Raw genomic sequence first — 19,103 nt, forward strand, 5'->3', positions numbered from 1 at the left:
CTAAGACATTGTAAGAGCATCGGAATCCGCAAGCCGGATTGAAGCCTTGGCCTGATGCGCCGATTCGAGGAGGTTGCCATGCCGCGACTTTTCACCGCCCTCGAGATTCCCCGAGACGCCACGCTGTCGCTTACACTCCTGCGGGGTGGCCTGCCCGGGGCCAGATGGGTTGATGTCGAAAACTATCATCTTACGCTTCGTTTCATCGGCGACGTGGAAGGCCATGTCGCTGACGAAATCGTGAGCGCGCTGGACCGGGTTAACCGTCCGGCTTTTTCGCTGGCTCTCTCCGGCATCGGCGCCTTTGGCGGCAAGAAACCGCACTCCATCTGGGCGGGTGTGACGCCTTCACCTGACCTCTTCGCCTTGCAGGCGGAGATCGAGCGCATCTGCCAGCGACTGGGCTTGCCAAAGGATCAACGCAAGTTCACGCCGCATGTGACGCTGGCGCGGCTCAAGAACGCCAACCTCGATCAGGTAGCGCAGTATCTCTCGACGCGCGGAAACTTCGCCACGCTGCCGTTCCAGGTGAACCGCTTCGTGCTGATGTCCTCGCGCGATTCGGTCGGCGGTGGCCCCTATGTCATCGAGGAGGTCTGGCCCCTCGAAAGGAGCAGCAACGCCGAACCGGAGGACGATACGCGCTTCGGCGCGGTTGCCGTTCCTTACGGTCGCTGAATGGTTCAGGGGAGGCGCCCCCCCTTGGCTGGGTGTGGGACAAATTCTTGAATAGCACCCCGGAGGTAACCACATAGTGCCTGCCCGTATGGGCGATGGAGAAAGCAGCGATGGAAGAAGTTAAAGTCGGCGAAATTCTTGCACCCTTGAGCGGCAGCGAAAGCCGTCGCAAGGAAGAGACCGTTCGTCGGAAGTTCTGGCGTACGCTGCGCAAGGCTGCCGGCCAGATCCCCTTTGCGGAGGATGTCGTCGCTGGCTTCTACTGCGCGCTTGACCGCGACACGCCCCCGCGCGTGCGCGGCATTCTCCTTGCAGCGCTGGCTTATTTCGTCATGCCGATCGACGTGGTGCCCGATTTCCTCGCTGGCTTCGGTTTTACGGACGACGTGACGGTTCTGCTGGCCGCTCTTACCTCGGTGAAGGCGCACATCCGGCCAACTCACCGCCTCGCTGCGCGTGAAGCGCTCATGAATGTCGAGCGCGACGCGGCATAGCCCCGGGTTATTTACCTTTTCCTGATAACTTTGGTGGCGGGACAAACTCTCGCCTTTTTCCTTCGGTCAACCTGCCTCACTTGGGCTTGGGTGCCATTCACGGCAGGAGGCCGTGTCGTTTGATCCTCATTCTTCAAAAAAATGACGGATTAGTCGTTTTGGTAACTCAAATTAAATAGAATTGAAGCAAATCAGTCACAGTCTCTGACGTGCTTCAGAACGTATGGCAGACAGGATACGGGTCAGGTCAATGCGTGGAATTTTTTCGTCTCTGGTAGTTCTCTACGCGGTTGCAGCCGCTGGTCCCGCGTTCGCGCGAGCAACGGTGATGGGGCAGCATCGCGATTGGGGTACCTACAGTTATCAAACAAGCTCGGGCAAAGCCTGCTACGCAATGACCGTAGCGAAGGAGAAGGAGCCGGCAAGCCTCGACCACGGCGATATCTTCTTCTTCATCAGCCAGAAGCCGGGCCAGGCTGGCGCTTTCGAGCCCCAGTTCAAGACTTCCTACAACATGCAGGAAGGCTCCAAGTCGATCCTGACGATCGGCGGAAAGTCCTACTCGCTGTTCGTGCAGGGTAGCTCGGCTTGGCTCGAGAATCCTGCTGACGAAGGCCAGGTCATCGCTGCGATGAAGGCTGGTTCGGACATGAAGCTGTCAGCCACCTCCGGCCGTGGCAACAAGACGGGCTACACCTTCTCTCTGCGCGGTCTTTCGGCTGCTCTGACGGAAGTGCAGAACTGCCGCTAAACAACGCGGAAATGTAGTTTTCAGCCCGCTTGCAGGGCTGTTTCAGGCAAAGGGGCAGCGCTCAGCGCTTGCCCCTTCGTCGTTTCCTGCTAATAGTTCCCCCGCAGCGCCGGGCCGTTTCCGGCCACTGACATTGGAAAAGACTATGTCCAAGCACAAAGATGTAAAGAAGGTCGTTCTGGCGTATTCTGGCGGCCTCGACACCTCAATTATCCTGAAATGGCTCCAGACCGAACTCGGTGCTGAAGTTGTAACCTTCACGGCCGACCTCGGCCAGGGCGAGGAACTCGAGCCGGCCCGCAAGAAGGCCGAGATGCTCGGCATCAAGGAAATCTACATCGAGGACGTTCGCGAGGAATTCATCCGCGACTTCGTTTTCCCGATGTTCCGCGCCAATGCGCAGTACGAAGGTCTCTACCTTCTCGGCACGTCGATTGCTCGTCCGCTGATCTCCAAGCGTCTTGTCGAGATCGCCGAAGCGACCGGTGCCGACGCGATCGCGCACGGCGCGACCGGGAAGGGTAACGACCAGGTTCGCTTTGAGCTTTCTGCCTACGCGCTGAACCCGGACATCAAGGTGATCGCTCCGTGGCGTGACTGGTCCTTCAAGTCGCGTACCGACCTGATCAACTTCGCCGAACAGCACCAGATCCCGGTTGCCAAGGACAAGAAGGGCGAAGCGCCGTTCTCCGTCGACGCCAACCTGCTGCACTCCTCCTCCGAGGGCAAGGTTCTGGAAGACCCGTGGCAGCAGCCGCCGGAATACGTGCACATGCGCACGGTTTCTCCGATGGACGCACCGGACCAGCCGACCGACATCACCATCACCTTCAAGAACGGTGACCCGGTTGCTCTGAACGGTCAGGCAATGTCGCCGGCAACGCTTTTCAAGGCGCTGAATGACCTTGGCCGAGACAACGGCATCGGTCGTCTGGATCTCGTCGAGAACCGCTTCGTTGGCATGAAGTCGCGTGGCGTCTACGAGACCCCGGGCGGCACCATCCTGCTGCAGGCACACCGCGCAATCGAATCGATCACGCTGGACCGTGGCGCCGCTCACCTCAAGGATGAGCTGATGCCGCGCTACGCCGAGCTGATCTACAACGGCTTCTGGTTCTCGCCGGAGCGTGAGATGCTGCAGGCGCTGATCGACAAGAGCCAGGCCGACGTTGAGGGCGAAGTTCGCCTCAAACTCTACAAGGGCAACGTCATCGTCACTGGCCGCCGCTCCGACAAGTCGCTCTACTCCGACGCGCTGGTGACCTTCGAGGACGACCGCGGCGCCTATGACCAGAAGGACGCTGAAGGCTTCATCCGCCTCAACGCCCTGCGTCTGCGCACGCTCGCTGCCCGCCGCCGTCGCGGATAATTTGCTGAATGAAGGGGCCGGTGCAGATCGGCTCCTTTCTTACCCAGAGGCTGCCTGATGAGCCGTTTCGCCATTTTGCTCGGTGGTGCGGTGACACGCACGCCTGAACTGGACGCCGAAATTGCCGGTGCGCGCGTGATCGCCGCCGATTCAGGCATAGGCCATGCCGAAACCCTCGGCCTGACTCCGGAACTGTGGCTTGGCGACTTCGACTCCGTGCCTCGCCTCCTGCGGGAGGCTTATCCCGGCATTCCGCGCGAAGTCTATCCCTCGGACAAGGACAAGACTGACGGCGAGCTTGCCGTCGAGACCGCACTGGCACGCGGGGCCACGTCGCTGGTGCTGGTTGGCGCATTCGGTGGCCCACGGCAGGATCACATACTGCTGCATCTGACGCAGGCCATCCAGCTTGGGGAAGCGGGCATTCTAACCGTTCTGACGAGCGGCAATCAGGTCGGACGACCGATCACCTGTGGTCCGGTCCATTCCTTCGACTATCCGACTGGAACGCTCTTTTCCGTTCTGCCATTCACGGCGCTGTCGGGGCTTACCGTTGAGGGCGCCAAATGGCCGCTCGATGCGGTTGAGGTTCCATTCGGATCATCTCTCACCGTTTCCAATGTGGTAGACGGCGAGTTGAAAATTTCACTGAAGCAGGGCAGGGCTCTGCTTCTGGTCACCATAGAAGCTGCGAATCGCGAGGATTGATTTGGCGCCGCCCCTTCTGAACCTTGATAACATCCATCTGACCTTCGGCGGCACGCCTCTCCTGAGCGGCGCGGCGATTTCGGTCAGCCCCGGCGAACGGATTGCGCTTGTCGGGCGGAATGGTTCGGGCAAGTCGACGCTGCTCAAGATCGCAGCCGGTCTGGCGGAGGCTCAGGACGGCGAAATCTTCCGCCAGCCAAGCGCCACGATCCGCTACCTCGCGCAGTCTCCGGACTGGCAGGGTTACGCCACCGTCCGCGCTTATGTGGAGGCGGGGCTTGGTCCGGCAGACGACATCAACCGCGTCGCGATGGTGCTGGATCACCTGGGCCTGACTGGTGAGGAAAAGCCGGAGTCCTTGTCCGGTGGCGAAGCCCGCCGCGCGGCACTCGCCCGCGTTCTGGCTCCCCAGCCGGATTTGCTGCTGCTCGACGAGCCGACCAACCACCTCGACATCGCTGCCATCGAATGGCTGGAAGACGAGCTGCAGCGCTCTCCTTCCGCGCTCGTCATGATCTCGCACGACCGCCGTTTCCTCGAAAAGGTAAGTCGGGCGACCGTCTGGCTTGATCGCGGCATCACGCGCCGTCTCGACAAGGGCTTCGCCCATTTCGAGGACTGGCGCGACAAGGTGCTGGAGGAGGAGGAGCGCGAGCAGCAGAAGCTCGCCCGCCAGATCGTCCGTGAAGAGCACTGGCTCCGCTATGGCGTGACTGCGCGACGCAAGCGTAACGTCCGTCGTCTTGCCCAACTGCAGGACCTGCGTGCGAAGCACCGTAATTTCCGCGGCGCCGAAGGCACGGCGACTATGTCCGCAAGCGACGCGTCGCTTTCGGGCAAGCTGGTCGTTGAGGCGAAGAACATCTCGAAGACGTTCGGCGAACGTCCGGTCGTGAAGGATTTCTCGATCCGCATCCAGCGCGGCGACCGGATAGGTCTCGTCGGCGCAAACGGTGCGGGCAAGACGACGCTGCTCAAGATGCTGACGGGTGCGCTGGAGCCCGATACCGGCTCGGTGCGTCTCGGCACCAATCTGGAAATCGCAACGCTGGACCAGAATCGCGCAGCGCTCGACCCTAACGAGACGCTGGCGCACTTCCTGACCGACGGACGCGGTGAGACCGTCGTCGTCAACGGCGAGGAGCGCCACGTCGTCTCCTACATGAAGGACTTCCTGTTCAAGCCCGAGCAGGCCCGCACGCCGGTGCGTGAACTTTCGGGCGGTGAGCGGGCGCGACTGGTGCTCGCCCGCCTTCTGTCGCGTGCGGCGAACTTCCTCGTGCTCGACGAGCCGACCAATGACCTCGACATGGAAACGCTGGATCTGCTGCAGGAGCTGGTCGAGGATTTCCCGGGCACCGTCGTCCTCGTCAGCCACGACCGCGACTTCCTTGACCGCACAGTGACAAGCACCATTGCGCCGGAAGGCGATGGCACCTGGCTGGAATATGCCGGCGGCTATTCCGACATGCTGGCGCAGCGCAAGGGGCAGGAGCTGGAGCGCCGCAAGGCTCGCCCGCAGGAAGAGCGTGCGGCCAAGGGCGGTTCCTCGGAAGCGCCGAAACAGTCCTCCAAGAAGCTCTCCTACAAGCAGAAGTTTGCGCTTGAGAACCTGCCCAAGCAGATCGACGAAGCGACGAAGAAGATCGCGACCCTTGAGCAGAAGCTCTCGGATCCGGCGCTCTATTCGCGCGATTTCGATGGCTTCCAGAAGATGAGTGCAGAACTCGAACAGCTTCGCGAAAATCTCGCGAAGATGGAAGAGGAATGGCTGGAACTCGAAATGCTCCGCGAGGAGATCGAAGGGGCCTGAGCCACATTCACGGCTTTCTAACCTGCAAGGCTTACCATTTCTGGAAACATAAGCAGGTTAGACATGTCGCAAGAATTCCTGGTTTCCGCCCAGCCTGATCTGCAGAAGGCCCGAGCCGAATGGCTGGCCTCCCTGCAGGATGAGCGCCGCCTCGCCGCCAACACGCTGGAAGCCTACGAGCGCGACACCCGCCAGTTCCTGCAGTTCATGACAGGCTACTGCGGCGGCGCTCCCGGCATTTCCGATGTTGCGGAGCTTCGCCCGGCGGATCTGCGCAGCTTCCTTGCCCATCGCCGCAATGAGGGCGCTGGCCCCCGTTCGCTGGGCCGCTCGCTGGCGGGTATCCGCTCTTTCCTGCGCTTTCTTGAACGTCGCGGTCTTGCGAACGCAGCCGGTGCAGGCGCCATGCGCGCGCCCAAGGCTGGTCGCAGTCTGCCGAAACCGCTCACCGCGCAGGATGCTCTCCGCGTAACGTCAGGCGAAGGACAGCTTGCCGAGGAGCCGTGGATTGCGGCGCGCAACGCCGCGGTTCTGGTGCTGCTCTATGGAGCGGGCTTGCGTATCAGTGAGGCGTTGGGGCTAAAGGGAGAGGATGTCGCGTCGATCACGGAAGGGTCGCTGCGCATCACCGGCAAGGGCAACAAGACCCGGCTCGTTCCTGTGCTGCCGGTTGTCCATGAGGCGGTGCAGGAATATCTGCGCCTCTGCCCGTGGCATATAGAGCCGGCAACGCCGCTTTTTCGCGGCGCCAAGGGCGGGGCCCTGCAACCAGCCATAATCCAGCGCGAGATGAAGAAGATGCGTTCGGCTCTTGATCTGCCGGATACCGCGACCCCACATGCGTTGCGCCATTCCTTCGCCACGCATCTCTTGGCGCGGGGTGGTGACCTGCGTGCAATCCAGGAATTGCTTGGCCACGCAAGTCTTTCGACAACGCAGATCTATACGGCGGTCGATACGTCGCGGCTGATGGAGATATATCAGAGTGCCCATCCGAGAGCGTAATATATCAGGACTGTTCCGCAGGACGCTGCTGGGCTTATGCGGGCTTGTGGCACTGGGCAGCCTCCCCGCCGCTGCGGAAGACAATGCTTGCGGTGCCAACCTGATTGCGGAAGCCAAGCGAGAGGACGCGGCGAAGTACGAAGCGATCCGCGAGGCAGCCAAGGAAACGCCGAACGGCCAGGGGCTCCTCTGGAAGATCGAGCGCGATGGCGCAAAACCCTCCTATCTCTTCGGCACGATGCACATGAGCGACACGCGCATCGTGAACCTGCCGGAGCCGGTGGAGAAAGCTTTCGATACTTCCGAGACGATCGTGATCGAGACAACGGACATACTCGACAGATCGATCGTCATGCGCGAATTCGCCAAGCGAGCCGACCTCACCATGTTCCCGGAAGGTGAGAAGCTGACGGACCACCTGACCGAGGATGAGCAGACGGAGCTTGGCAACTGGCTTGAAAGCCAGGGCGTGCCGCTGCAATCAGTGATCCGCATGAAGCCCTGGATGATCCTCTCCATGGCGTCGCAGCCCGACTGCGAGTCAAAGCGTCAGGCCGCTGGCGCAAAGATCCTCGACGTCGACCTCGCACAGCGGGCGAGGGAGGCCGGCAAGACCGTAGGCGGGCTGGAAACGCTCGGCGAGCAGTTCGAGGCACTCAATTCCTTCTCGACTGAGATCCAGATGCGGGCGCTGCTCAGCACCGCCGCCATGGGCGACCGGATCAACGACGTCATGGAAACGCTGGTCAACCTCTATGTCTCGGGCGAGACAGGCATGTTCACACCCGCTGTCCTCGAGCTTGTTCCCCATGACAGCGAGGAGGTAGCGGATTATGCCGAATTCGAGGAGCGGGTGGTCCTGAAGCGCAACCACCTGATGGCCGCGCGCGCGCAGAAATACCTGAACGAAGGCGGGGCATTCATCGCTGTCGGCGCCCTCCATCTGCCCGGTTCCGAAGGCCTGATCGAGCTGTTCCGGGTCGCTGGATGGACGGTCGAGAAGGCCTACTGAAGCGCGTAATTGGACAATAACGGAACTCTATACGCGTGCTCGACGTTCTAGCGGGCATGATGAATGGAGAACCTGTTCTATGACGAACTACGATCCCACCCGTGAACCACCGCGTGATCCGCGCGATCCGGGCGCTCCGCTCGGCGCTCAACCACAGCCGGCAGCCAATCAGACCGTCGTTCGCTCTGGCGGCAGTGGTTCTCTCGTTATCGCAGCCGTAGTGGCAGCGATCCTTGTTATCCTGTTCCTCGTCTTTGGCGGTGGCGCGATGTTCAGCAGCAACGACTCGCCCGACACCACGACGACCGTGGCGCCTGAGACGACGACACCAGCTGCACCCGACGCAACACCGGCTCCGCCGGCGACCGATACCGCTCCGGCTCCGACCACGCCTGCGCCGGACACCACGACACCTCCGGCAACGCCGGACACCACCACCACGCCTCCTGCAGACGGTGGTTCAACGACGACGCCAGCACCTGCACAGTAAGGCTTGCGAGAGAAGTCTCAAAAGAAAATGGCCGCGGTCTCCCGCGGCCATTTACATATCCGATAATTGGACTTGCTTAAGAATGGATCGGCTTCGCGAAAGCTGCGAGTGCCGCTTCCTTGACAGCTTCCGACATGGTCGGGTGAGCGTGGCAGGTGCGGGCCAGGTCCTCGGAAGAACCACCGAACTCCATGAGAACGGCTGCTTCGTGGATCATCTCGCCTGCGCCGAAGCCGAGGATGTGAACGCCCAGAACCTGATCGGTCTGCTTGTCGGCGAGAACCTTCACCAGACCATCCGTCTGCAGCATCGAACGGGCGCGACCGTTGGCGCTGAAGGGGAACTTGCCGACGTTGTACTCAACGCCTGCCTTCTTCAGCTCTTCCTCGGTCTTGCCGACGGAAGCAACCTCGGGGCTCGTGTAGACGACGCCCGGAATGACGTTGTAGTTCACATGGCCAGCCTGACCGGCGATGATCTCGGCAACGGCAACGCCTTCTTCCTCGGCCTTGTGCGCGAGCATCGGGCCGACAACGACGTCACCGATGGCGTAGACGCCCGGCACGTTGGTGCGCAGATGTCCGTCGACCTTCACGCGGCCGCGCTCATCAACCTCGATACCGGCTTCCTGAAGACCCAGACCTGCCGTGTAGGGCTTGCGGCCCGTGGACACCAGAACGACGTCTGCTTCGATCGTTTCGCTATCGCCGCCCTTGGCAGGCTCGAAGCTGACGGAAGCGCCGTTCTCGCTGCGCTGAACGGCCGTGACCTTCGCGCCGAGCTTGAAGGTGAAGCCCTGCTTGGCAAGCAGACGCTGGAACTGCTTGGCGATCTCGCCGTCCATGCCGCCGAGGATATTGTCGAGGTACTCGACAACCGTCACTTCAGCACCGAGACGTGCCCAGACCGAACCGAGCTCAAGGCCAATCACACCACCGCCAACGACGACGAGCTTGCCTGGAACCTTGTCCAGCACCAGTGCGCCGGTGGAGGAAACGATGACCTTCTCGTCGAACTCGACGTTCACGCCGGGGATGCCGGCAACTTCCGAACCGGTGGCGATGACGATGTTCTTCGTCTCGACCGTCTGCTCGGCGCCATCCTCAGCCGTCACAACGACCTTGCCAGCGGCAGCAATGCGACCGGTGCCGCGGAAGATCGCGATCTTGTTCTTCTTCATCAGGAAGTCGAGACCCTTGACGTTCTGATCGACCGTCTGGGCGCGATGTGCCATCAGCTTCTCAAGGTTGACGGAAACGCCGCTCACCTCGATGCCGAGCTTGTCGAAGGAATGCTGTGCCTCAGCATACATTTCAGTTGCGTGCAGCAGGGCCTTGGAAGGGATGCAGCCGACATTGACGCAGGTGCCGCCGTGGTTCGGCAGCTTCTCCACCACTGCAGTCTTGAGGCCGAGCTGTGCTGCCTTGATGGCGCATACATAGCCGCCAGGGCCGGTTCCGATTACAACGACGTCGAATTGCTCTGGCATGGTTCTTTCCTGCCTGTCTTGGGGCAGCGCTAACATCGCTGCTGAACTGGAAAATAATCTACCGGGAGGCTTCATCCGCAATTCCCTCTATGGGGAAGAAGCAGGCGAAGCCGTCCCGGTCGCTTAAATTAGAGGTCCAGAACCAGACGCTCTGGGTCCTCGAGCACGTCCTTGATGCGGACGAGGAAGGTCACGGCTTCCTTGCCGTCGACGATGCGGTGATCGTAGGAGAGCGCCAGGTACATCATCGGGCGGATGACGATCTGACCGCCGACGACCATCGGACGCTCCTGGATCTTGTGCATGCCGAGGATGCCGGACTGCGGTGCGTTCAGGATCGGAGTCGACATCAGCGAGCCGTACACGCCACCGTTGGAGATGGTGAACGTACCGCCCTGCATGTCAGCCATGGAGAGCTTGCCGTCGCGGGCAGCAGCACCGAGGCGGCCGATTTCCTTCTCGATCTCCGCGATCGACATCTGGTCAGCATCGCGAACGACCGGAACCACCAGGCCCTTGTCCGTGCCGACGGCAACGCCGACGTGGCAGTAGTTCTTGTAGACGAGGTCGGTGCCGTCGATCTCGGCGTTAACAGCCGGGATTTCCTTCAGCGCGTGGCAGGCCGCCTTGGTGAAGAAGCCCATGAAGCCAAGCTTCACGCCGTGCTTCTTCTCGAACAGGTCCTTGTACTTCTTGCGCAGCTCCATGACAGCCGTCATGTCCACTTCGTTGAAGGTGGTGAGCATGGCTGCGGTCTGCTGAGCGTCCTTGAGGCGGCGCGCGATGGTCTGGCGCAGACGGGTCATCTTCACCCGCTCCTCGCGAACCTCGTCTGCCGGAGCGGACGGAGCGCGGGCAACCTGCGGAGCTGGAGCCGGCGCCGGAGCAGCGGTCGTGCCGCGTGCAACGGCTGCCAGTACGTCACCCTTGAGCACCTGACCGTCCTTGCCGGAACCGGAAACCTGGCCAGCGGCGAGGTTGTTCTCGGCGAGCAGCTTGGCCGCCGACGGAGCAGGCGGACGGTTGCGCGTCTCAACTGGGCCTTCGCCGGCGATGTCGGCGGTCTTCTCGGCGGCTTCGGCGGTGGTGCTTGCACCAGCAGCACCTGCAGCCTGTGCAACGGCAGCGGGCTTGGCAGCAGCAGCGCCAGCACCTTCACCGATCATGCCCAGAAGAGCGCTGACGCCAACGGTGTCGCCTTCCTTGGCAACGATCTCCTGCAGCACGCCTGCTGCAGGGGCCGGTATTTCAACGGTCACCTTGTCGGTTTCCAGCTCGACCAGCGGCTCGTCAACGGCGATCGCATCGCCCACCTTCTTGTACCAGCGGCCAATGGTGGCTTCGGATACGGATTCACCCAGAGTGGGTACGCGAATTTCGGTTGTCATATTGAAATTTCCGTTCGCTCTGTCTCGTTAATCAGCCCAGTGCGTCTTCCAGCAGGGCGGCGAGTTGTTGGAGGTGCTTGGACATGAGGCCGGTTGCAGGCGAAGCCGAAGCCGGGCGGCCTGCGTAGCGGGCGCGCTTGTGCTTGGCATCCATGTGCTGCAGGACCCATTCCAGGTAAGGCTCGATGAACGACCAGGCACCCATGTTCTTGGGCTCTTCCTGGCACCAGACGATCTCCGCATTCTTGAAACGCGACAGCTCGTTGATGAGCGCCTTGGCCGGGAACGGATAGAGCTGTTCGACGCGCAGCAGGTAGATGTCGTCGATGCCACGCTTCTCGCGCTCTTCGTAAAGGTCGTAGTAGACCTTGCCCGAAGAGATCACGACGCGACGGATCTTGGCATCCTTCTGCAGCTTGATCGGCTGATCCTTCAGGTACTCCGCATCGTCCCACAGCAGGCGGTGGAACGTGGACTCACCCGACATCTCGGCCAGTGTCGACACGGCGCGCTTGTGGCGCAGCAGCGACTTCGGCGTCATCAGGATCAGCGGCTTGCGGAAGTCGCGCTTCATCTGACGGCGCAGGATGTGGAAGTAGTTCGCCGGCGTGGTGACGTTGGCGACCTGCATGTTGTCTTCGGCGCAGAGCTGGAGGAAACGCTCCAGACGAGCCGAGGAGTGCTCCGGACCCTGACCTTCGTAGCCGTGCGGCAGAAGGCAGACGAGACCGGACATGCGCAGCCACTTGCGTTCACCCGAAGAGATGAACTGGTCGAACACCACCTGGGCACCGTTGGCGAAATCGCCGAACTGGGCTTCCCACATGGTCAGCGCGCGGGGCTCGGACAGCGAGAACCCGTACTCGAAGCCAAGCACTGCCTCTTCCGAAAGCATCGAGTTGATGACTTCGTAGTGGGCCTGCTGAGGTCCGAGGTTGTTGAGCGGAATGTGGCGGCTCTCGTCCTTCTGGTCGTAGAGAACCGAGTGACGCTGCGAGAAGGTGCCGCGCTCGGAGTCCTGACCGGAGAGACGGATCGGGTTGCCGTCGAGCAGGATCGAACCGAACGCGAGTGCTTCGGCCGTCGCCCAGTCGAGGCCTTCGCCCGTCTCGATCATCTGCTTGCGGTTTTCCAGGAAGCGGGTGATCGTGCGGTGCGGCTCGAAGCCTTCCGGCACTTCCGTCAGCTTCTTGCCGATCTGCTTCAGCGTCTTCAGCGGTACGGCGGTCTTGCCGCGGCGCTGCTCGTCAGCTTCATCAGCCGTGCGGAGGCCGGACCAAGCGCCGTCCAGCCAGTCGGCCTTGTTGGGCTTGTAGGACTGGCCGGCTTCGAACTCGTTTTCGAGCTTGGCACGCCAGTCGGCACGCATCTGGTCGACTTCAGCCTGGGTGATCAGGCCTTCCTGGATGAGCTTGTCGCTGTAGATCTGCGCGGTCGTGCGATGCGCGCGGATCTTGCGGTACATGATCGGCTGCGTGAACGCCGGCTCGTCACCTTCATTGTGACCGAAGCGGCGGTAGCAGAACATGTCGATGACGACAGGCTTGTGGAAGGTCTGACGGAACTCGGTCGCGACCTTCGCAGCGTAGACAACAGCTTCCGGATCGTCGCCGTTGACGTGGAAGATCGGCGCTTCGATCATCTTGGCAACGTCGGACGGATAGGGCGAGGAACGCGAGAAATACGGGTTCGTCGTGAAGCCGATCTGATTGTTGATGATGAAGTGCACGGTGCCCGCAACGCGGTGGCCGCGCAGGCCAGAGAGACCAAGGCACTCTGCAACCACGCCCTGGCCCGCGAAGGCGGCGTCGCCGTGGATGAGCAGCGGCATGACCTTGGCGCGTTCCTGAATTGGAACGATCTCTTCCCGCTTGCGGCCGAACAGCTGGTCCTGCTTGGCGCGAGCCTTGCCCATTACCACCGGATTTACGATTTCCAGGTGCGACGGGTTGGCGGTCAGCGAGAGGTGGACGTTGTTGCCGTCGAACTCACGGTCAGACGAAGCACCGAGGTGGTACTTCACGTCGCCCGAACCTTCGACGTCGTCCGGAGCGAACGAACCGCCCTTGAACTCGTGGAAGATTGCGCGGTGCGGCTTGGCCATCACCTGGCTCAGCACGTTCAGGCGGCCGCGGTGGGCCATGCCCAGTACGATTTCCTTCAGGCCCATCTGGCCGCCGCGCTTGATGATCTGCTCGAGAGCAGGGATCAGCGACTCGCCACCATCAAGACCGAAGCGCTTGGTGCCCTTGTACTTGACGTCGATGAACTGCTCGAAGCCTTCGGCCTCGATCAGCTTCTGCAGGATTGCCTTCTTGCCGTTCGGGGTGAATTCCACGCCCTTGTCCGGACCCTCGATGCGTTCCTGGATCCATGCCTTTTCCTCCGGGTTGGAGATGTGCATGAATTCGACGCCGATGGTGCCGCAATAGGTGCGCTTCAGGATGTCGAGCATCTGGCGGACGGTGGCGTACTCCAGGCCCAGCACGTTGTCGATGAAGATCGGACGGTCGAAATCGGCTTCCGTGAAGCCGTAGGCCGACGGGGAAAGCTCGTTGTAATCCTCGAGGGGATTTGCGAGGCCGAGCGGGTCCAGGTTCGCGTGCAGGTGACCACGCATGCGGTATGCGCGGATCATCATGATCGCGTGGACGGAGTCGGTCGTGGCCTGGCGGATCTGTTCGGCCGTCTGGCCTGAGCCTGCCTGAGCCTTCTTTTCCAGCTTGCCCTTGATGTGGGTTTCAATCGCGCCCCAGTTTCCATCGAGCGCTGAAATCAGTTCGCCATTGGCGGTAACCGGCCAGTTCTTCTTCTTCCAGGAGGCGCCGGCGGCGCTCTTCTTGACGGCTTCAGCGTCATCCTTGAGCTGCTTGAAAAAGGCCTGCCAGTCTTCGCTTACGGAATTTGGATCATTCTCGTAAGCGGCATGCAGCTCCTCGATATAGGCGGCATTGCCACCATAGAGGAACGACGTAACCGAGAATTCTTCGTTGGCCTGATCTTGCCGTGCCATTTTATCTAGCCGGGACTATGCCCGGTCTCCTCTTAGCCGGTAAAGCAGACGACACGCTGATATGGTAAGACCTGCCCGGGCATTGCCGGGGCAGGCTTCCAATTTCGAGATGCGTAACCGTGCTGCTGGTTCCACCCTAATCGTCTTGTTTGTTAGCCTTTGATTGCTTCGACGAGGGTTGTTCCGAGACGTGCAGGCGACGGGGAAACGCGGATGCCCGCGCGTTCCATCGCTGCGATCTTGCTCTCGGCGTCGCCCTTGCCACCCGACACGACAGCGCCAGCATGGCCCATCGTGCGGCCCTTCGGCGCCGTACGTCCAGCAATGAAGCCAGCCATCGGCTTCTTGCGGCCGCGCTTTGCCTCATCGAGCAGGAACTGTGCTGCGTCTTCCTCGGCCGAACCGCCGATCTCGCCGATCATGATGATCGACTTGGTCTCTTCGTCAGCGAGGAACATCTCCAGCACGTCGATGAACTCGGTGCCCTTGACCGGGTCGCCGCCGATACCGACAGCGGTGGTCTGGCCAAGGCCTTCGTTCGAGGTCTGGAAAACTGCCTCGTATGTAAGCGTTCCGGAACGCGAAACAACGCCCACCGAACCCTTCTTGAAGATGCTGCCCGGCATGATGCCGATCTTGCACTCGTTCGGGGTCAGAACGCCGGGGCAGTTCGGGCCGATCAGGCGCGAGCTGGAGCGATCCAGGCGAGCCTTCACCTTGACCATGTCCGCGACCGGGATGCCTTCGGTGATGCAGACGATCAGCGGGATCTCTGCCTCAATGGCTTCGATGATGGCTGCTGCCGCACCTGCTGGCGGAACGTAGATCACCGAAGCGTCGGCGCCGGTGCGCTCCTTGCCTTCAGCGACGGAAGCGAAGATCGGCAGGGTTTCGCCCTTGGAGCCGGTCCACGTCTCGCCACCCTTGGACGGATGAATGCCGCCGACCATCTGGGTGCCGTAGTAGGCCAGCGCCTGCTCGGTGTGGAAGGTACCGGTCTTGCCGGTAAGGCCCTGAACAAGAACCTTTGTATCTTTGTTGATAAGGATGGACATTATTTCCGGTCCTTTGAAATTTGTCTGATCTGGCTAGGTTGACTGGTCTGGCAGTGGGAAGCGGCGCCTGGTCTCTGGGAAGAAGCCTGGCGCCAGCTCTTGTCCTTAGCCGTTGACAGCCTTGACGATTTTCTGGGCTGCGTCGTCCAGATCGTCTGCGGAAATGACGTTCAGGCCACTTTCGTTGATGATCTTCTTACCCAGCTCGACATTGGTACCTTCCAGTCGAACAACCAGCGGAACCTGCAGGCCAACTTCCTTCACAGCAGCGATTACGCCCTCTGCGATAACATCGCAGCGCATGATGCCGCCAAAGATGTTGACCAGGATGCCCTTCACTGCCGGATCGGCAGTGATGATCTTGAACGCTGCCGTCACCTTCTCCTTGGTGGCGCCGCCGCCAACGTCCAGGAAGTTTGCCGGCTCTGCGCCGTAGAGCTTGATGATGTCCATCGTCGCCATGGCAAGGCCTGCGCCGTTGACCATGCAGCCGATGTTGCCGTCGAGCGCCACATAGGCGAGGTCCCACTTGGAAGCCTCGATTTCCTTGGCGTCTTCCTCGGTCGTGTCACGCAGAGCGCGAACGTCCTCGTGGCGGAACAGGGCGTTGCCGTCGAAGGAAACCTTGGCGTCCAGGACGCGCAGGCGGCCGTTCTTCATGACGATCAGCGGGTTGATCTCGAGCAGGCTCATGTCCTTCTCGACAAAAGCCTTGTAGAGGATCGGGAACAGCGTCTCGCCGTCCTTGGCTGCTTCGCCTTCAAGCTTCAGCGACGCGTTGATCTTCGCTACGTCCTCAGCCGTCACACCTGCTTCCGGGTCGATCGGCAGGGTCAGGATCTTCTCAGGCGTATGCTCGGCCACGGCCTCGATGTCCATGCCGCCTTCGGTGGAGACCACGAAAGCAACACGGCCGACGGAGCGGTCAACCAGGATCGACAGGTAGAGCTCGCGATCAATGTCGGCGCCGTCTTCGATGTAGAGACGGTTGACCTGCTTGCCCTCAGGACCGGTCTGCGCGGTCACCAGGGTGTTGCCAAGCATTTCCTTGGAGTGGGAAACAGCTTCTTCAATGCTGAAGGCGAGGCGAACGCCGCCCTTTGCGTCCGGGCCGAGTTCCTTGAACTTGCCCTTGCCGCGGCCACCAGCGTGGATCTGGCTCTTGACCACGTAAAGCGGACCGGGGAGGGACTTTGCCGCAGCCTCAGCCTCGTCAGCCTTGAGGATGGCTACGCCTTCAGCGACCGGTGCTCCGTAGGCCTTGAGCAGCTGCTTGGCCTGATACTCGTGAATGTTCATGCCGGTGAAATCCTAGTTCTTGAGGCTTGGGGCGATTTCGGCGCAAGCGGTGCAGAGGCTTTCCACTGCAGCAACCGAGTTGTCGAACATGGCCTGTTCGTTCTTGTCCATGTCGATCTCGACGATGCGCTCGACGCCATTCGCGCCCATGACGACCGGCACGCCGACGTAGATGTCCTTGAGGCCGTACTGGCCGTCGAGGTGCGCTGCGCAGGGCAGGACGCGCTTCTGGTCCTTGAGGAAGCTTTCAGCCATCAGGATGGCTGCGGCTGCCGGAGCGTAGTAGGCCGAACCCGTCTTCAGCAGGCCGACGATCTCTGCGCCGCCGTCGCGGGTGCGCTGAACGATCTGGTCGAGCTTCTCCTGCGAGGTCCAGCCCATCTTGACGAGGTCCGGGAGCGGGATGCCGGCAACGGTGGAGTAGCGGGTCAGCGGAACCATGGTGTCGCCGTGGCCGCCGAGCACGAAAGCGGTAACGTCCTTGACGGAAACGTTGAACTCTTCAGCCAGGAAGTAGCGGAAACGTGCGGAGTCCAGAACGCCGGCCATGCCAACGACGTGGGTCTTCGGCAGGCCCGAGAACTTCTGCAGAGCCCAGACCATCGCATCGAGAGGATTGGTGATGCAGATGACGAAGGCGTTCGGAGCGTACTTGGCGATACCGGCGCCAACCTGCTCCATGACCTTGAGGTTGATGCCCAGCAGGTCGTCACGGCTCATGCCCGGCTTGCGCGGAACGCCAGCGGTCACGATGCAGACGTCGGCGCCTTCGATGGCGGAGTAGTCGTTTGCGCCGAGGTAGTTGGCGTCGAAGCCGTCGATCGGGGAGGACTCGGCAATGTCCAGTCCCTTGCCCTGGGGCGTTCCCTCGGCGATGTCGAACAGAACGACGTCACCCAGTTCCTTGAGGCCAGCCAAATGGGCGAGCGTGCCGCCGATCATGCCTGAACCGATAAGAGCAATTTTCTTGCGAGCCATAAAGTCGAATCCTCTAGCGACATGCCGACGGTAACAAACACCACGGCTGAATTGCGGCGCGCGGAAAGACGGCTGTCTATCCGTTTCGGATGGTGGCATAGCCCCGTGCGACAAAAAATTCAACGCATTATTTTGGCGTTAAATTTTTCAATCGTTTATAACGTCTGCGGCTTACGTGAACGTCAAAATTTTATGGGCATATCGTCAAAATTCACCTATTGGAAAATGGTGATGACGACGTTCATCACTCAGCCAGCAGTTATGGCTGCGGCAGCGCTCTGGTCGGCCCATTCACGACTCTGCATCTCCGTGAGGCGTGAAACGGTGCGGGCAAACTCGAAGCTTTCCACGCCTGTTGTGGCTAGATAGAGCGCTTCCGGCCGAGCGCCAGCAGAAACAAAAATGCGGGTTTTTGCCTCGTACATGGCATCAATGAGCAGGATGAACCGCTTGGCGGCATTGCGCTGCGGCAGGTCCATGACCGGAACATGATCGATGAAGAGGGTGGAGTAGCGCTGGGTAAGCGCCAGATAATCGCGTGCGGCGAGAGGCGCTTCGCAGAGTTCTGCAAAGGTGAAGCGGGCGGCATTGCGCGATGCGCGGGGCACGAGGATCTTGCGGCCCATGACTTCGACGTGGTCCTCGGCGACCTTGCCGCCGTCGACCACGCTGTCCCATGCCTCGTCCATCATCTGGTCGGTCTCGGGGCTGAGCGGCGTCATGTAGACGGGAAGGCGGTTGAGCTTCTCCATCCGGTAGTCCGTGTCGGCCACCAGGTTCAGCACCTTCACATGCTCCTTGAGGAGCTTAATGAAGGGAAGGAAGAGGCCGCGGTTGAGGCCGTCGCGGTAGAGATGCTCCGGATCGACGTTGGACGTCGCGATCAGCACAACCCCGTGCTCGAACAGGGCGGAGAACAGACGCGACAGGATCATTGCATCCGCAATGTCCGTCACCGTGAATTCATCGAAGCAGAGAACCCAGGCCTCCTCGGCAAGGGCTGCCGCCACAGGAGGAATAGGGTCGGTTTCCATGGTCTTGCCGTCTTTCAAAGCTTGACGGTGCCGGGAAATCCGGTCATGGACATTGGCCATGAAGTCGTTGAAGTGGACGCGCCGCTTGGCGCGGGCCGGAACGATGTCGAAAAACATGTCCATCAGCATGGACTTTCCGCGGCCCACTTCGCCGTGGATGTAGAGGCCCATGATCGGGTCGCTGGTTTTCTTGCCCTTGCCGAAAAGCCACCCAAGCGCGCGGGATTTCCGCGCCATGCGCTTGTCCTGGATCCGGTCGATCAGCAGGTCGAGTTCTTTGACGACCCTTTCCTGAGCTGAATCCCGTTTGACAGCACCCGTCTCGACCAGATGATCGTATCGTTGCGCGACCGTGAGATGCGTGGCGAGGCCATCACGCACATGCATTGGCAAGTTCCGTAATAACAGCGCATCACGACAGGTAGCGGTCCGGAAAAAGCTGCCTGTCGCTGCAATTGAGCGTTCAGTCGGATTGGTTAGTGCAATCCCGGTAAAAGTGGATAGCGGTTTTCCGTCCGGAATTGCAC

16 protein-coding genes are annotated in these 19,103 nt (G+C 61.0%); 9 read left to right on the plus strand and 7 right to left on the minus strand.

Annotation, left to right across the window (positions count from 1 at the left end; translation table 11 throughout):
• Window positions 1-78: 78 nt before the first annotated feature.
• The 9 genes from thpR to IEX27_RS06920 all read left to right on the plus strand — a co-directional run bounded on the left by thpR (window position 79) and on the right by IEX27_RS06920 (window position 8,320).
• Window positions 79-678, plus strand: a complete 600-nt coding sequence (gene thpR / locus IEX27_RS06880; RefSeq protein WP_188720210.1) for an RNA 2',3'-cyclic phosphodiesterase — start codon at window positions 79-81, stop codon at window positions 676-678.
• Window positions 679-788: 110 nt separating this feature from the next.
• Window positions 789-1,172 carry a YkvA family protein gene (locus tag IEX27_RS06885; protein ID WP_188720211.1) on the plus strand — a complete coding sequence of 128 codons (384 nt, stop codon included), beginning with the start codon at window positions 789-791 and terminating at the stop codon, window positions 1,170-1,172.
• A 250-nt stretch (window positions 1,173-1,422) separates the two neighbouring features.
• Window positions 1,423-1,923, plus strand: a complete 501-nt coding sequence (locus tag IEX27_RS06890) for an invasion associated locus B family protein (RefSeq protein ID WP_188720212.1) — start codon at window positions 1,423-1,425, stop codon at window positions 1,921-1,923.
• A 145-nt stretch (window positions 1,924-2,068) separates the two neighbouring features.
• Window positions 2,069-3,292: an argininosuccinate synthase gene (locus IEX27_RS06895; RefSeq protein ID WP_188720213.1), complete on the plus strand. Its 1,224-nt coding sequence runs from the start codon at window positions 2,069-2,071 to the stop codon at window positions 3,290-3,292.
• A 57-nt stretch (window positions 3,293-3,349) separates the two neighbouring features.
• On the plus strand, window positions 3,350-4,000 hold the full coding sequence (locus IEX27_RS06900) for a thiamine diphosphokinase (RefSeq protein ID WP_188720214.1): 651 nt from the start codon (window positions 3,350-3,352) through the stop codon (window positions 3,998-4,000).
• 1 nt (window position 4,001) lies between these two features.
• Entirely contained in the window at window positions 4,002-5,813 is a 1,812-nt protein-coding gene (locus IEX27_RS06905; RefSeq protein ID WP_188720215.1) for an ABC-F family ATP-binding cassette domain-containing protein, read from the plus strand.
• A gap of 63 nt (window positions 5,814-5,876) precedes the next feature.
• Window positions 5,877-6,818, plus strand: a complete 942-nt coding sequence (locus IEX27_RS06910; RefSeq protein ID WP_188720216.1) for a tyrosine recombinase XerC — start codon at window positions 5,877-5,879, stop codon at window positions 6,816-6,818.
• Window positions 6,799-7,830 carry a TraB/GumN family protein gene (locus tag IEX27_RS06915; RefSeq protein ID WP_188720217.1) on the plus strand — a complete coding sequence of 344 codons (1,032 nt, stop codon included), beginning with the start codon at window positions 6,799-6,801 and terminating at the stop codon, window positions 7,828-7,830. Before IEX27_RS06910 ends, IEX27_RS06915 begins: the two co-directional genes overlap by 20 nt.
• Window positions 7,831-7,909: 79 nt before the next feature.
• Window positions 7,910-8,320, plus strand: coding sequence for a hypothetical protein (locus IEX27_RS06920; RefSeq protein ID WP_188720218.1), 411 nt, complete (start codon window positions 7,910-7,912; stop codon window positions 8,318-8,320).
• A gap of 76 nt (window positions 8,321-8,396) precedes the next feature.
• On the opposite strand, the gene lpdA is transcribed toward IEX27_RS06920, so the two are convergent.
• From lpdA to zapE, 7 genes are all read right to left on the minus strand, one after another.
• Complete coding sequence (gene lpdA / locus IEX27_RS06925) at window positions 8,397-9,809, minus strand: dihydrolipoyl dehydrogenase (protein ID WP_188720219.1); 1,413 nt, start codon at window positions 9,807-9,809, stop codon at window positions 8,397-8,399.
• A 128-nt stretch (window positions 9,810-9,937) separates the two neighbouring features.
• A complete protein-coding gene (gene odhB, locus IEX27_RS06930) occupies window positions 9,938-11,197 on the minus strand; it encodes a 2-oxoglutarate dehydrogenase complex dihydrolipoyllysine-residue succinyltransferase (RefSeq protein WP_188720220.1) in 1,260 nt (419 codons plus the stop codon).
• A 31-nt stretch (window positions 11,198-11,228) separates the two neighbouring features.
• Window positions 11,229-14,210 (minus strand): 2-oxoglutarate dehydrogenase E1 component, encoded by a 2,982-nt coding sequence (locus tag IEX27_RS06935; RefSeq protein WP_188720221.1) that lies wholly within the window; start codon window positions 14,208-14,210, stop codon window positions 11,229-11,231.
• 152 nt (window positions 14,211-14,362) lie between these two features.
• The gene (gene sucD, locus IEX27_RS06940; RefSeq protein WP_188720222.1) at window positions 14,363-15,265 is read right to left on the minus strand and encodes a succinate--CoA ligase subunit alpha; all 903 of its coding nucleotides are present in this window, start codon (window positions 15,263-15,265) and stop codon (window positions 14,363-14,365) included.
• A gap of 105 nt (window positions 15,266-15,370) precedes the next feature.
• The gene (gene sucC / locus IEX27_RS06945) at window positions 15,371-16,564 is read right to left on the minus strand and encodes an ADP-forming succinate--CoA ligase subunit beta (protein ID WP_188720223.1); all 1,194 of its coding nucleotides are present in this window, start codon (window positions 16,562-16,564) and stop codon (window positions 15,371-15,373) included.
• 12 nt (window positions 16,565-16,576) lie between these two features.
• On the minus strand, window positions 16,577-17,542 hold the full coding sequence (mdh, locus tag IEX27_RS06950; RefSeq protein ID WP_188720224.1) for a malate dehydrogenase: 966 nt from the start codon (window positions 17,540-17,542) through the stop codon (window positions 16,577-16,579).
• A gap of 248 nt (window positions 17,543-17,790) precedes the next feature.
• A complete protein-coding gene (gene zapE / locus IEX27_RS06955) occupies window positions 17,791-18,963 on the minus strand; it encodes a cell division protein ZapE (RefSeq protein ID WP_188720225.1) in 1,173 nt (390 codons plus the stop codon).
• Window positions 18,964-19,103: the final 140 nt, after the last annotated feature.

The organism is Nitratireductor aestuarii (genome assembly GCF_014641695.1).
Lineage (GTDB): Bacteria > Pseudomonadota > Alphaproteobacteria > Rhizobiales > Rhizobiaceae > Chelativorans > Chelativorans aestuarii.